At 29.7% G+C, this 14,140-nt stretch carries 12 protein-coding genes and 1 riboswitch; all 12 genes read left to right on the forward strand.

The window, feature by feature from the left end; translation table 11 throughout:
- The first annotated feature begins 9 nt into the window (after positions 1–9).
- The 12 genes from prfB (at position 10) to hpdA (ending at position 13,986) form a co-directional block, all read left to right on the forward strand.
- A protein-coding gene (gene prfB, locus IC213_RS11510; protein ID WP_227434561.1) for a peptide chain release factor 2 occupies positions 10–1,117 on the forward strand; the annotation gives its coding sequence in 2 pieces (ribosomal slippage) (positions 10–84 and positions 86–1,117; 1,107 coding nt in all).
- A 146-nt stretch (positions 1,118–1,263) separates the two neighbouring features.
- Positions 1,264–3,405: a Tex family protein gene (locus IC213_RS11515; RefSeq protein ID WP_227834966.1), complete on the forward strand. Its 2,142-nt coding sequence runs from the start codon at positions 1,264–1,266 to the stop codon at positions 3,403–3,405.
- A gap of 147 nt (positions 3,406–3,552) precedes the next feature.
- Positions 3,553–4,719, forward strand: a complete 1,167-nt coding sequence (locus IC213_RS11520) for an amidohydrolase (RefSeq protein ID WP_227846093.1) — start codon at positions 3,553–3,555, stop codon at positions 4,717–4,719.
- Between the two features lie 59 nt (positions 4,720–4,778).
- A riboswitch (FMN riboswitch) is annotated at positions 4,779–4,896 on the forward strand.
- A 125-nt stretch (positions 4,897–5,021) separates the two neighbouring features.
- Positions 5,022–5,627 carry an ECF transporter S component gene (locus tag IC213_RS11525; RefSeq protein ID WP_227863093.1) on the forward strand — a complete coding sequence of 202 codons (606 nt, stop codon included), beginning with the start codon at positions 5,022–5,024 and terminating at the stop codon, positions 5,625–5,627.
- Positions 5,628–5,963: 336 nt separating this feature from the next.
- Positions 5,964–7,004: a DUF4116 domain-containing protein gene (locus IC213_RS11530; protein ID WP_227434565.1), complete on the forward strand. Its 1,041-nt coding sequence runs from the start codon at positions 5,964–5,966 to the stop codon at positions 7,002–7,004.
- A 140-nt stretch (positions 7,005–7,144) separates the two neighbouring features.
- Complete coding sequence (gene tsaE, locus IC213_RS11535; protein ID WP_227434566.1) at positions 7,145–7,597, forward strand: tRNA (adenosine(37)-N6)-threonylcarbamoyltransferase complex ATPase subunit type 1 TsaE; 453 nt, start codon at positions 7,145–7,147, stop codon at positions 7,595–7,597.
- Complete coding sequence (gene tsaB, locus IC213_RS11540) at positions 7,597–8,313, forward strand: tRNA (adenosine(37)-N6)-threonylcarbamoyltransferase complex dimerization subunit type 1 TsaB (RefSeq protein WP_227483550.1); 717 nt, start codon at positions 7,597–7,599, stop codon at positions 8,311–8,313. Before tsaE ends, tsaB begins: the two co-directional genes overlap by 1 nt.
- Positions 8,303–8,779, forward strand: coding sequence for a ribosomal protein S18-alanine N-acetyltransferase (gene rimI, locus IC213_RS11545; protein WP_227824877.1), 477 nt, complete (start codon positions 8,303–8,305; stop codon positions 8,777–8,779). Before tsaB ends, rimI begins: the two co-directional genes overlap by 11 nt.
- A 5-nt stretch (positions 8,780–8,784) precedes the next feature.
- Positions 8,785–9,801 (forward strand): tRNA (adenosine(37)-N6)-threonylcarbamoyltransferase complex transferase subunit TsaD, encoded by a 1,017-nt coding sequence (tsaD, locus tag IC213_RS11550; RefSeq protein WP_227434569.1) that lies wholly within the window; start codon positions 8,785–8,787, stop codon positions 9,799–9,801.
- Positions 9,802–10,073: 272 nt separating this feature from the next.
- Positions 10,074–12,782, forward strand: coding sequence for a 4-hydroxyphenylacetate decarboxylase large subunit (gene hpdB, locus IC213_RS11555; RefSeq protein WP_227434570.1), 2,709 nt, complete (start codon positions 10,074–10,076; stop codon positions 12,780–12,782).
- Positions 12,783–12,785: 3 nt separating this feature from the next.
- The gene (hpdC, locus tag IC213_RS11560; protein WP_227434571.1) at positions 12,786–13,043 is read left to right on the forward strand and encodes a 4-hydroxyphenylacetate decarboxylase small subunit; all 258 of its coding nucleotides are present in this window, start codon (positions 12,786–12,788) and stop codon (positions 13,041–13,043) included.
- Positions 13,036–13,986, forward strand: a complete 951-nt coding sequence (gene hpdA / locus IC213_RS11565) for a 4-hydroxyphenylacetate decarboxylase activase (protein ID WP_227434572.1) — start codon at positions 13,036–13,038, stop codon at positions 13,984–13,986. Before hpdC ends, hpdA begins: the two co-directional genes overlap by 8 nt.
- The last annotated feature ends 154 nt before the right edge of the window (positions 13,987–14,140 follow it).

Genomic DNA, 14,140 nt, shown 5'->3' on the forward strand with positions numbered 1-14,140 from the left:
GAGGATTAAATGTTAAAGATACAAGAGTATAGACATAGTGTGGAGCAAATAGCTTCAAATTTAGAAGAATTGAGGGTTTCTCTTTGACGTAGCTTCATTGATGGAAAAGATAAAAATTAATGAAGAGAAGATAAATAAACAAGATTTTTGGAATGACAATGAAGTAGCGCAAAAAGTACTTCAAGAAAACAAAGCTTTAAAAGAAACTATAGATGAATATGAAAGTCTAAAAAACTTATTAGAAGATGTAGAAGTATTGATTGAAATAGGCCTAGAAGAAGAGGATGATTCTGTTGAAAAGGATATAGAAATGTCTATAGAATCAATAGAAGAAAAATTATCTGAGATGAAAATAAAAACTCTTTTAAATGGCGAGTATGATAAAAATAATGCTATATTATCTATAAATGCTGGAACTGGGGGTCTAGATGCTCAAGATTGGGCTCAGATGCTTTTAAGAATGTATATAAGATGGGCAGAAGGTAAGGGTTATAAAGTTAAGCTTTTAGATATAATATCAGACCCTGAAGCGGGAATAAAGACAGCTACAATTCTTGTAGAAGGAACCAACACTTATGGATATTTAAAAAGTGAAAAAGGGGTTCATAGATTGGTAAGAATATCTCCATTTGACCCATCAGGAAAGAGACATACTTCATTTGCTTCTATAGATGTAACACCAGAGTTAGATGAAAATATAGAAGTAGAAATTAATTCATCAGATTTGAAGATAGACACATATAGAGCGTCTGGTGCTGGAGGACAACATGTAAACACAACTGATTCAGCTGTTAGAATAACACATATTCCTACTGGTGTAGTGGTTCAGTGTCAAAATGAAAGGTCTCAACATTTAAATAAAGATAGAGCTATGAGACTTTTGATGGCAAAATTGATAGAGTTAAAAGAATTAGAGCAAAAGGAAAAAATAGAAGATATACAAGGCAAATACTCACAAATAACGTGGGGTAGCCAAATTAGGTCCTATGTTTTCCAACCATATAAGTTAGTCAAAGACCATAGGACAAATGCTGAGTTTGGAAATGTAGATAGTGTGATGAATGGAAATATAGACTTGTTTATCAACGAATACTTAAAAATGAATAAGACAGTTTAATAAACAATGTACAGTAATTAGGATAGATATATAAGAAGGTTAGTGCTTACTATGCACTTTACAGCACTTAGGCTGAGGACTACAACCCTCAGCCTTCGTTCTGTTTGTTATACTTATGAAAAAACTAACATTAGGAGTGAAAAAAATTGGATATAAATCAAATCTTAAAAAATGAATTTAATCTCAAAGATGAACAAATAAATAATACGCTAAAGCTTATTGATGAAGGAAATACAATACCATTTATAGCTAGATACAGAAAAGAAATGACTGGTGAGATGAGTGATGTCACATTAAGGGAATTCTATGAAAAATTGATGTATCTAAGAAACCTTCAAAGTAGAAAAGATGATGTAGTTAGATTAATAGATGAACAAGGAAAATTAACAGATGAGATAACACAAAATATAGAAAAAGCAAAAACACTACAAGAAGTAGAAGATATATATGCTCCATATAAACAAAAGAAAAGAACTAGAGCAACAATAGCAAAAGAAAAAGGGTTAGAAAATCTAGCAGTATCAATACTAGAGAGTAATCTAGATAATATAGATTTAGAGGCGAAGAGTTATATAAATGAAGAAAAAGAAGTAACTTCTGTTGAGGATGCCTTAAAAGGTGCAAGAGATATAATTGCAGAAACAGTTTCAGATGATGCGAAGATTAGAAAATACATAAGAGAGCTTGCTTTAAGAGAAGGAATGATAGTTAGTAAAAGTTCTACTGATGAGAAATCAGTTTATGATATGTATTACGATTATAGTGAAGCAGTGAAAAGTATGGCTCCACATAGAGTTTTAGCAATAAATAGAGGAGAAAAAGAGAATTTTTTAAAAGTTAAATTAGAAATAAATAATGATAAAGTTTTAAATTATATAGTAAATGAATATGTAAATGATAAAAACTTTAAGAATAAAGATGAAATTGTAAATTCAATAGAAGATTCATATAAAAGATTAATTTTCCCATCGATAGAAAGAGAAATAAGAAATCATCTGACAGAAATAGCTCAAGAAAGGGCTATAAGTGTATTTGGAAAAAATGTTAAAAGTTTATTACTTCAACCACCAGTTAAAGATAAAGTAGTTATGGGATTTGACCCTGCATTTAGAACTGGTTGCAAAATAGCGGTTGTAGATAAAAATGGTAAATTATTGGACTATACAACAGTATATCCAACAGACCCTCAAAATAATGTAGAAGGGGCCAAGAAGACTTTAAAAGAATTAATTGAAAAATATAATATAGACATAATTTCAATAGGAAATGGGACAGCATCAAGAGAGTCAGAAACATTTGTGTCAGAAATGATAAAAGAGATAGATAGAGACATTCAATATGTTATAGTCAGCGAAGCTGGTGCATCAGTTTACTCAGCATCTGAACTCGCAAATGAAGAACATCCAGATATAAATGTATCAATAAGAGGAGCTATATCTATAGCGAGAAGACTACAAGACCCCTTAGCAGAACTTGTGAAAATAGACCCTAAGAGTATAGGTGTAGGCCAATATCAACATGACTTAAATAAGAAGAGATTAGAAGAAGTATTAAATGGAGTTGTTGAGGATTCCGTAAATAGTGTTGGAGTAGATTTAAATACTGCATCATATTCTCTATTAGAGCATATTGCAGGAATAAGTAAGGTTATCGCAAAAAATATAATAGCATATAGAGAAGAAAATGGAGACTTTACATCAAGAGTACAACTGAAAAAAGTAAAAAGACTTGGCCCTCAAGCATTTACTCAATGTGCTGGATTTATGAGAATCTTAGATGGAAAGAATCCTCTAGATAATACAGGTGTACATCCTGAAAGTTATGATATATGCAAAAAAATGATTGAAATAATAGGATATTCTTTGGATGATGTAAAAAATAAAAATATAGAAGAAATAGATGAAAAAGTTAAGGAAATTGGTTTGAGAGAATTAAGTGAAAAATTGGAAGTAGGCCAAGTTACTTTAAGAGATATCATAGCTGAAATTAAAAAACCAGGAAGAGACCCAAGAGAAGAAGGAATAAAGCCTATACTTAGAACTGATGTCCTAAAAATTGAAGATATACAAGAAGGGATGTCTTTAAAAGGTACAATAAGAAATGTTGTAGATTTTGGAGCATTTGTAGATATTGGAATAAAAAATGATGGGTTAGTTCACAAATCAGAAATGAGTAATAGCTTTGTAAAAGACCCTATGAGTATTGTTACAGTAGGTGATATAGTAGATGTAAAAGTAATTGGAATTGATTTAAATAAAAAAAGAGTTGCATTATCAATGAAAAAATAGGTTAATTTATGTTTAGTTATGATACTTATGTGTAACAATTATAAATGTAAGTAGCATAATAAAAAATTTAAGAAATTATGAAATGAGATTGTAAAGAGATAATATTTAAAATAGTTAGTATAGTATTGAAAATCAGGAGGAAAATGAATGGTTTTTATAAAAAATGGTAGTATAAATACCATAACAAATGGAATAATTCAGGGAGATATACTTATAGATCAAGGAAAAATAATAGAGATAGGAAAAGACTTAATAGCACCTTTAGATGTAGAGGTAATAGATGCAAGTGGTAAATTTGTGTTTCCAGGGTTTATAGATGCCCATACTCATTTAGGATTGTGGGAAGATGGTATAGGATTTGAAGGAGCAGATGGAAATGAAGAAACTGATCCAATAACACCACAATTAAATCCTATAGATGGGATTAATCCAATGGACAGAACATTTAAAGAAGCTTTTGAAGGTGGTATAACTTCTGTATGTACAACTCCTGGAAGTGCAAATGTTATGGGAGGTCAATGTATAGCTATAAAGACCTATGGGAAAAGAATTGATAAAATGGTAATAAAAAATCCAGTAGCATCTAAAATAGCCTTTGGAGAAAATCCAAAAAGCTGTTATGGTCAAGATGATAAATCTCCACAAACTAGAATGGCAATAGCTTCATTACTTAGAGAGAATCTTAAAAAAGCAGAAGAATATTTAGAGGAAGTCGACCTGTATGAAAGTCATGATGATGAAGATTGTGAAAAACCTGAATATGATATAAAAATGGAAAGTTTAATACCCGTTTTAAGAGGAGAAATTCCTTTTAAAGCACATGCCCATAGAGCTGATGATATGTTCACAGCCATAAGGATTGCAAAAGAGTTTAATTTAAAGCTTACATTAGACCATTGTACAGAAGGTCATCTTATAGTGGAGGAGCTATTGGAAGAAGGATTTCCTGTAATAGTAGGGCCATCATTATCAGAAAGGTCTAAATTTGAACTTAGAAATTTAACGTTTAATACAGCTGGAATACTTTCAAATGCAGGACTTGATGTATGTATAATGACAGACCATCCAGTAATACCAGTTCAATATCTTCCAATATGTGCAGGGATAGCAGTTAAGCATGGAATGAAAGAAGAAAAAGCAATAGAATCCATTACAATAAATCCAGCTAAGACTCTAGGAATTGAAGATAGAGTAGGTTCTATAGAAGTTGGTAAAGATGCAGATATAGTAATTTGGGATAATTCTCCACTAGAGATTCAAAGTAATGTACTTTACACTATAATAAATGGGAAAGTAGTGTATGAAAAAAAATAACTTGACAATTATTAAAAAATTAACTAATATAAGAGTGTAAGGAAAATTAAAAAATCAAAGAAGATCTTCGGGGCAGGGTGAGATTCCCTACCGGCGGTATAGCCCGCGAACTACTTATGTGGTTGATTTGGTGAAATTCCAAAGCCGACAGTAAAGTCTGGATGAGAGAAGATATTTATGGAATATAAATAAGTTTATTTTAGTTTGTTTAAACTATATCCATAAAAACTCGAAGATAAGGTCTTCGAGTTTTTTGTTTTTCCTAAAAAAATATAAATATATTTATTAGGAGGATAATAATTATGCAAAGTACAGCAAAAAGAAGTAATATGATTTCAACAAGAACTTTAGTAGTAATGTCAATTTTATCAGCAATATCTTATTTACTAATGTTTATTCAAGCACCAATACCAGGTATATTTCCAGATTTCTTAAAAATTGACTTATCAGATATTCCAGCAATATTTGGAGGGATGTCTTTAGGACCATTAGTTGGATTTGGAATAGTTGTAGTAAAAAATATACTACAAGCGATTACAGCAACAACAACTGGAGGAGTAGGAGAGTTTGCAAATATATTAATTGGTGGTTCTTATGTAATGATACTTTGTTATTCATATAAGAAAAGTAAAGATTTAAAAGGCATATTAATTGGATTTGTATTAGGAACAATAGCTATGACTATAATTGGCTCAGTGTTAAATTACTTTGTAATGTTACCACTTTATGGTCAATTTATGAGACTAGATGCTATAATAGGGTTAGGTTCAGCTATAAATCCTAAGATTCATGACCTATTTACTTTTGTAATTTGGATGATAGCTCCATTTAATGTACTAAAAGCTGTGATAATATCTTTAGTAACATTACCACTTTATAAAAAAATGGGAAATGTAATAAAAAAATAATCAGACAAGAAAATATAAAATTTTAAAATTAAATATATTGGAAAGCCATAATTTATTTATAACTTCAGTCTCATGTTGTGATTGATGTATTAAATACATTATGGCTTTATTAATTTATCAAAAAATGTATTTAAAATAAGAAATATTTAGACAGATTTAATTTTTAAAATAAAGGAAGAATTAAAACGATTAACTATTAAAATACTAAAAAGGTATCTACAATATGCAGAGCGAATTCATAATAGACAAAAAATAAAGTTATTATTAAGAATAAATAATGTTTTGAATTGTAATTCTTAATAATAACTAATTTAATGATGATAGGAGAGTAGATTTATGAAAGTATGTAAAAAAATGAAAAAAGTATTTTTAGACGATAAAGGGTATTATTTTAATAGTGATTGGGAAAATATTCATATAGGCATTGATAGTAAAATGTTAGGAGATTCTTTAAAGTATATTACGAATGAATATATTGAAAATATGGAAAGAGTGAAGTATGACTATCATGAATTAGAAAATATAAATAATCAAACAGATGGTATGTGTATTTTAGCTATAAGACAGAATTATAAAGCTTTGAAGTATGTAAAAGAGCAAACAGAAGAATTATGTTTAGAAGCTATAAGGTACAATTATAGAGCACTTGAATATGTAAAAGAACAAACTGAGTATATATGCCTTGAAGCAATAAAAAAAGATTGCAATGCACTTAAGTATGTAAGAAATCAAACAGAAGAACTTATTATAAAAGCAATAAGATGTTCTTCTAATATAGATGTTGTAAGTATATTAAAAGCTTTAGAGGTTCAAACAAGAAAAATATGTTTAGAAGCAATTAAAAAAGATGGCAGGTGTCTTGCATATGTTAGAGAACAAAGTGAAGAATTATGTATAGAAGCAATAAAACGAAACTATAAAGCACTTAAATATGTACAAAACCAAACAGAAAAAATGTGTATTGAAGCTGTAAGTCAAAATGGTATGGCATTACAATATGTAAATCAGCAAACAGAAAGAATATGTTTAGAAGCAGTTAAACAAGATGGAAGAAGCCTACAATTTGTTAATAATAAGACAGAAGAAACATGTATAAGAGCTATAAGATACTTGGATAAAAAGTACAATATTAAAGATGTACTAAATTACATAGATAACTATACAGAAGAGATATGTACAGAGATTGTAAGACAAAATGGAAAGATGCTTATGTATATAAAGAATCAAACAGAAAAAATGTGCATTGAAGCAGTAAAAGAAAATTATAAATCTCTCAAGTATGTAAAAGAGCAATCAGAGGAAATATGTAAAGAAGCCCTGAAACAAAATTGTAAGGCAAAAGAATATGTAAGGATTGCTATTGATGATTATATATAAGTTTTAATAGAATCATTAATATTGAAAGATAAACAAAAAAGATAAATAGAAGTACTTTATAATAGTTGGGGCTTATACTATAATTAATTAAGCAGTGATATAAATTCACACGACGATTATATCAAGATGGAGATGAATTAATGGCAAAAATATATTTAGAAAATGAAAGTAAAACTAGAGAAATAGGATATAAATTAGGTAAATTATTAAAAGAAGGTAGTGTAATTTGTTTAGTGGGGGATTTAGGAGCTGGAAAGACCACAATGACACAAAGCTTAGCAGACTCATTAGGTATAAATGATTATATAACAAGCCCAACTTTTACTATAATAAACGAATATGAAGGAAAAATACCTTTGTATCATTTTGATGTTTATAGAATTGGTAGTAGTGATGAAATGTATGATATTGGATATGATGAATATATAAATTCAAATGGAATCTGTATAATTGAATGGGGTAATTTAATAGAAGATATACTTCCAAAAGAATATTTAAACATAGAATTAAGGTACAAAGATGAAGGAAGAGAAATGATATTAACTCCAAAAGGAGATTATTATAAAAGTATAGTTGAGGAGTTGATTAAATAATGAAGATATTAGGTATAGATACATCTTCTATGGCAGCAAGTGTAGCAGTTGTTGAAGATGATAATTTAATCTGTGAGTTTACAGTAAATAACAAAAAAACTCATTCACAAAAGCTTATGCCAATGATAGAAAATATGTTGGATATAAGTGATTTAAACATAAAAGAGATGGATTTGTTAGCTATATGTATAGGCCCTGGTTCATTTACAGGTCTTAGAATAGGTATGGCTACAGTAAAAGCTATAGCCCATGTAAATAATCTACCAATAATAGCAGTAAATTCTTTAGAATCTTTAGCAGGTAATATGAATTTATGTGAAAGAAAAATATGCTCTATATTAGATGCACAAAAAAATCAGGTGTATTCAGCTAAATATAAGTTTGAAGATGGAGAGTTAATAGAGTTAGATAGTGTCGATGTTGTAGAATTTGAAACTTTACTAAAGGAAATTAAATCAAGTGATGAAGAATTTATAATAGTTGGAGAAGCTGTTTATAAATATAAGGATGAGCTAGAAAACGTAAAAAATATAAAGATACCTTCACCAGCTCATAATGTATCTAAAGCAGGAAGCTTATGTTCTGTAGCACTAAATAAATATAGTAAAAATATAGATGTACATACTTGTTATACAATAAACCCTATGTATATCAGAAAATCTCAGGCCGAAGTACAATATGACGAAAAAATGAAGAGGATAAATAATGAAAGATAATACAAAACAAATAATAGATGATGTAAAAATAGAAGAAATGACTATTAAAGATATAGATGAAGTTTTTGAAGTGGAAAAAAATTGTTTTGAAGATTATTGGTCAAAAGAATCTTTTAGAAAAGAGTTATCTAATGAAGTAGCAAAGTATATAGTAGCAAAACTAGATGGAAAAGTAGTTGGATATGTTGGAATTTGGCTTATACTTGATGAAGGTCATATAAATAATGTGGCTGTTCATAGTGACTATAGAGGCAAAAAAATAGGAGATAAGTTAATAAAAAGATTAGTTGATTTATGTAAAGATAATAATATTGCGTCTATGACATTAGAAGTTAGAGCATCAAATAAAATAGCACAAAATCTATATAGAAAATATGGATTTAAAATGGGTGGAATCAGAAAAGAATACTATAATGATAACAAAGAAGATGCAATTATAATGTGGAATCAATTAAAAGAGGTGTAGAGTTTATGGGTGATATAATAACATTAGCTATAGAGAGTAGCTGTGATGAAACAGCTGCATCAGTTTTAAAAAATGGTAGAGAAGTACTTTCAAACATAATCTCTACTCAAATAGAAACACATAAAAAGTTTGGCGGAGTAGTACCAGAGGTGGCTTCAAGAAAACACGTTGAAAATATTGATATAGTTGTTCAAGAAGCTTTAGATGGGGCAAATATAGGATTTAATGATATAGACCACATTGCAGTTACATATGGCCCAGGACTAGTAGGGGCTTTATTAGTAGGATTATCTTATGCTAAAGCACTTGCATATACATTGGATATTCCTCTTGTAGGAGTAAATCATATTGAAGGACATCTAAGTGCAAACTATATAGAGCATAAAGATTTAAAACCTCCTTTTATAACATTAATAGTATCTGGAGGTCATACTCACTTAGTAGAAGTTAAAGATTATGGTAAATATGAAATTTTAGGAAAGACTAGAGATGATGCATCTGGAGAAGCCTTTGATAAGATTTCAAGGGCTATGAATTTGGGGTATCCAGGAGGACCTATTATTGATAATTTAGCTAAAAAAGGGAATAAGCATGCTATAGAATTTCCAAGAGCTTATTTAGAAGATGATAGCTATGACTTTAGTTTTAGTGGTCTAAAATCTTCTGTATTAAATTATTTAAATGGAAAAAGGATGAAAAACGAAGAAATAGTAGTTGAAGATGTTGCTGCATCTTTTCAAGAAGCAGTAGTTGAAGTTTTAGCTACTAAAGCATTAAAAGCGACAAAAGATAAAGGTTATGATGTTATAACTCTTTCTGGTGGAGTTGCTTCCAACTCTGGTCTTAGAGCTAAAATAACAGAACTTGCAAAAGAGAGTGGAATTATAGTTAAATATCCTCCTTTAATTTTATGTACAGATAATGCTGCTATGATAGGTTGCGCAGGATATTATAATTTTATAAACAATAAAACACATGATATGAGTCTGAATGCAGTTCCGAATCTTAAGATAAACCAGTAATATAAACTAAGTTTAAAAATATATTGATCAAGTATTTTTATAAAATTAAATATAGTATATGTTAAAGCTTAAAACAAGACAATGGACAATCTTTATATTTTAATAAATCAGTAGGTTTTTAGATATTTAGATATAAGGTAAATTTATGGTCTAAAATGTTTTAAGTTTTATTTTTTTGTAGAAAGATTATTTTAGAAAGTGGGTAATAGACTCTTTTTTTCCCTTCTTAAAAAGTTTTATACTAAGTATAGAAAGTTTAAGGAGGGGAAGAAATGAGTCAAAGTAAAGAAGATAAAATAAGAAGTATTTTAGAAGCAAAAAATATTAAAGCAAATTTTCAAAATCAAGAAAATTTAGATGAACTTAGTGAAAAAAAAGCAAGTAAAAGAGCAGATGATTTATTGAATGTATATTACAATACATTGTCTACAGCTGATATGGAATTTCCATATTGGTACAATAGAGAATATAGAAAATCAGATGGGGATATAGCAGTAGTTAGAAGAGCTAAAGCTCTTAAAGCTGCTTTTTCTCATATGACACCAAATATAATACCTGGTGAGAAGATAGTAATGCAAAAAACACGCCATTATAGAGGTTCTTTCCCAATGCCTTGGGTAAGTGAAAGTTTCTTTGTTGCTCAGGGAGAACAAATGAAAGAAGAAGCAAAGAAATTAGCTAGTAATACAGCAGATGAGCTTACAAAATTTGGTTCTGGTGGAGGAAATGTAACTGAAAGTTTTGGAAATGTTGTTTCAATAGCTGGTAAATTTGGAATGAGAAAAGAAGAAGTACCTGTTCTTGTAAAAATGGCAAAGGAATGGGTTGGAAAATCAGTTGAAGATTTAGGATTTCACTATGAAAAGATGATGCCAGATTATGATTTAAAAGAAAATTTAATGAGTACGCTTATATGTATGTTTGATTCAGGATATACACTTCCTCAAGGTAGAGAAGTTATAAACTATTTTTATCCTTTAAATTATGGATTAGATGGAATTATAGAAATGGCAAAAGAATGTAAAAAAGCAGTTGCAGGAAATGCATCTGGAGATGGGCTTATCGGAATGGATCGTCTATATTTTTATGAAGCTGTTATTCAAGTCATTGAAGGGTTACAAGCTTGGATTTTAAACTATGCAAAACATGCAAAATATTTAGAGAGTATAGAAACAGATTTAGAATCAAAAAAAGAATATTCAGATTTAGTAGAGATATTAGAACATATTGCACATAAACAACCTCGTACATTTAGAGAAGCTCTTCAATTGACTTATACAATTCATATAGCATCAGTAAATGAAGATGCTATATCTGGTATGTCTATAGGTCGTTTTGGTCAAATTTTATATCCTTGGTATGAACAGGATATGGAAAAAGGACTAATTACAAAAGAAGAAGTTATTGAATTATTAGAACTTTATAGAATAAAAATCACTTGTATTGACTGTTTTGCTTCAGCAGGTGTAAATGGAGGAGTCTTATCAGGAAATACATTCAATACTTTATCTATAGGTGGGTTAAGAGAAGATGGTTCTACAGGAGCTAATGAATTAGAAGAATTATTATTAGAGGCAAGTATGAGATGTAGAACTCCTCAGCCTAGCTTAACTATGTTATATGATGAAAAACTTCCAGAAGATTTTTTAATGAAAGCTGTTGAATGTACAAAACTTGGTTCTGGTTATCCAGCATGGGTAAACAATTCAAATGGGACAACATTTATGATGAAGCAATTTGCTGATGAAGGAATGACTGTTGAAGAAGCTAGAGCATTTGCATTAGGTGGATGTCTGGAAACATCTCCAGGATGCTGGAAACAACTGACTTTAAATGGAAAGACATATTCTATTGCAGGTGGAGCAGGACAATCTGCTGGTTCTGGAGTTCACTTTATTGCTAATCCTAAAATATTAGAACTTGTTCTTATGAATGGTAAAGACCATCGTATGAATATACAAGTATTTGAACCTCATAATAAGCCATTAGATACTTATGAAGAAGTTGTAGAAGTATTTAAAGACTATTATAAACAAGCAATAAATGTTCTTGAGAGAGCAAATAATATTGAGTTAGATATATGGAGAAAGTTTGATACTTCTATAATAAATTCTCTATTAAAACCAGACTGTTTAGATAAAGGTCAACATATAGGAAATATGGGATATCGTTATAATGCAACATTAAATGTAGAAACTTGTGGAACTGTTACTATGGTTAACTCATTTGCTGCACTTAAAAAACTTGTATATGATGACAAAGCTTTTACAGTTGAAGAAATGAAGGATGCTGTATTAAATAATTTTGGATTTAAAGATGCATTAGAAGTTGGTAATTATTCTATGGCAGACCAAGTAAAAGTGGATAAGACTGGCAAATATGATGCTATTTATAAGGCCTGTCTTGATGCACCTAAATATGGAAACAATGATTTGTATGCAGATATGATTCTTAAAAATTATGAAATATGGCTAGCAAAAGTGTGTGAAGAAGCACAATCTTTATATGCTAAAAAAATGTATCCTTGTCAAATTTCTGTATCTACACATGGACCACAAGGAGCTGCTACTTTAGCTACCCCAGATGGTAGATTAAGTGGAACAACATATTCAGATGGTTCAGTTTCTGCATATGCAGGAACAGATAAAAATGGTGTGTATGCATTATTTGAATCTGCGACTATTTGGGATCAAGCAGTAGTTCAAAATTCTCAAATGAATTTAAAACTTCATCCTACAACTATTAGAGGACAACAAGGAACAAAAAAACTGTTAGATTTAACAAGAAGTTACTTGAGAAAAGGTGGATTCCATATTCAATACAATGTTGTGGACTCAGAAACTTTGAAAGACGCACAAAAAAATCCTGATAATTATCGTCAACTAATGGTACGTGTTGCTGGATTTACTCAATACTGGTGTGAACTAGGTAAACCAATACAAGATGAAGTAATTGCTAGAACAGAGTATGAAGGGGTGTAAAATATGAGAAAACATAGTGATTGTATGAATTTTTGCGCAGTAGATGCGACTAAAGGGATTTGTAGATTATCAAAACAAATGATTAATTTAGATGATGAAGCATGTTCAGAAATAAAAGTAATGCCAAAATGTAAAAATTGTAAAAATTTTGTTGATGCTAATGATGAAGGTATAGGTAAATGTGTTGGGCTAGAGAATGAAGATTGGGTATACTCAACATTAAACGCAATTACTTGTGAAGGGCATGTGTTTAATGAATAGTCAAAGACAATTAGAAGGAATGATTTTTGATATACAAAGCTTTTCAGTTCATGATGGGCCAGGTTGTAGAACAACTGTGTTTTTAAATGGATGTCCACTTAGTTGTAAGTGGTGTGCAAATCCTGAAAGTTGGACTGTTAGACCACATATGATGTTTAGTGAGTTGTCTTGTCAATATGAAAATGGATGTACTGTATGTCATGGTAAATGTAAAAATGGTGCATTGAGTTTTGACCTTGACAATAAGCCAGTCATAGATTGGGGCATATGTAAGAATTGTGAGAGTTTTGAATGTGTCAACTCGTGTTATTATAATGCGTTTAAATTATGTGCAAAGCCATATACTGTAGAGGAACTTGTAAAGGTGATTAAGCGTGATTCTAATAACTGGAGAAGTAATGGAGGAGTAACATTTAGTGGAGGAGAGCCACTACTTCAACATGAATTTTTACATGAAGTGCTATTAAAATGTCATGAAACAAATGTGCACACTGCTATTGAAACGAGTGCATGTGTTTCAAATGAAATTTTTAATAATATATTTAAGGATATCGACTTTGCATTTATTGATATAAAACATATGGATAGAGAAAAGCATAAGGAACAAACAGGTGTGTATAATGATTTAGTATTAGAAAACATATCAAATCTTGTAAACTCTGACTGGGGTGGAAGATTAGTACTTAGAGTACCAGTTATTTCAGGATTTAATGATAGTATAGAAAATATAAATGATATTATATCTTTTATGCATAAAAATAATTTAGTAGAAATTAATCTGTTACCATTTCATAGACTAGGAGAGTCAAAATGGATTCAATTAGGTAAAGAATATGAGTATTCTGATAAAGGAGATGTTGATGAAGAGCATCTTGAAGAATTACAGGACATATTTTTAGATAATGGCATAGCCTGTTATGTTGGGCATGAGACTGCTTTTTAGAAATAAATATTATGAAAATTAAATATTAGTTTGTAGAATCGAGTTATCGCATGAGTAAATTAAATTTGTTCTGTGATAGCTCTTTTTTACGTATTTTAATTAAGTATATTTTAACTTGTTTTATATAAAGTTTATATTTTAAGTTAAAAATATG

This window comes from Clostridioides sp. ES-S-0049-02, assembly GCF_020658465.1.
Lineage (GTDB): Bacteria > Bacillota > Clostridia > Peptostreptococcales > Peptostreptococcaceae > Clostridioides.

Bases quoted from the DNA above. Each gene is read 5' to 3' on its own strand.
- IC213_RS11520 (WP_227846093.1), top strand. From the start codon at position 3,553: ATGGTTTTTATAAAAAATGGTAGTATAAATACCATAACAAATGGAATA.
- IC213_RS11525 (WP_227863093.1), top strand. From the start codon at position 5,022: ATGCAAAGTACAGCAAAAAGAAGTAATATGATTTCAACAAGAACTTTA.
- IC213_RS11530 (WP_227434565.1), top strand. From the start codon at position 5,964: ATGAAAGTATGTAAAAAAATGAAAAAAGTATTTTTAGACGATAAAGGG.
- tsaE (WP_227434566.1), top strand. From the start codon at position 7,145: ATGGCAAAAATATATTTAGAAAATGAAAGTAAAACTAGAGAAATAGGA.
- tsaB (WP_227483550.1), top strand. From the start codon at position 7,597: ATGAAGATATTAGGTATAGATACATCTTCTATGGCAGCAAGTGTAGCA.
- rimI (WP_227824877.1), top strand. From the start codon at position 8,303: ATGAAAGATAATACAAAACAAATAATAGATGATGTAAAAATAGAAGAA.
- tsaD (WP_227434569.1), top strand. From the start codon at position 8,785: ATGGGTGATATAATAACATTAGCTATAGAGAGTAGCTGTGATGAAACA.
- hpdB (WP_227434570.1), top strand. From the start codon at position 10,074: ATGAGTCAAAGTAAAGAAGATAAAATAAGAAGTATTTTAGAAGCAAAA.
- hpdC (WP_227434571.1), top strand. From the start codon at position 12,786: ATGAGAAAACATAGTGATTGTATGAATTTTTGCGCAGTAGATGCGACT.
- hpdA (WP_227434572.1), top strand. From the start codon at position 13,036: ATGAATAGTCAAAGACAATTAGAAGGAATGATTTTTGATATACAAAGC.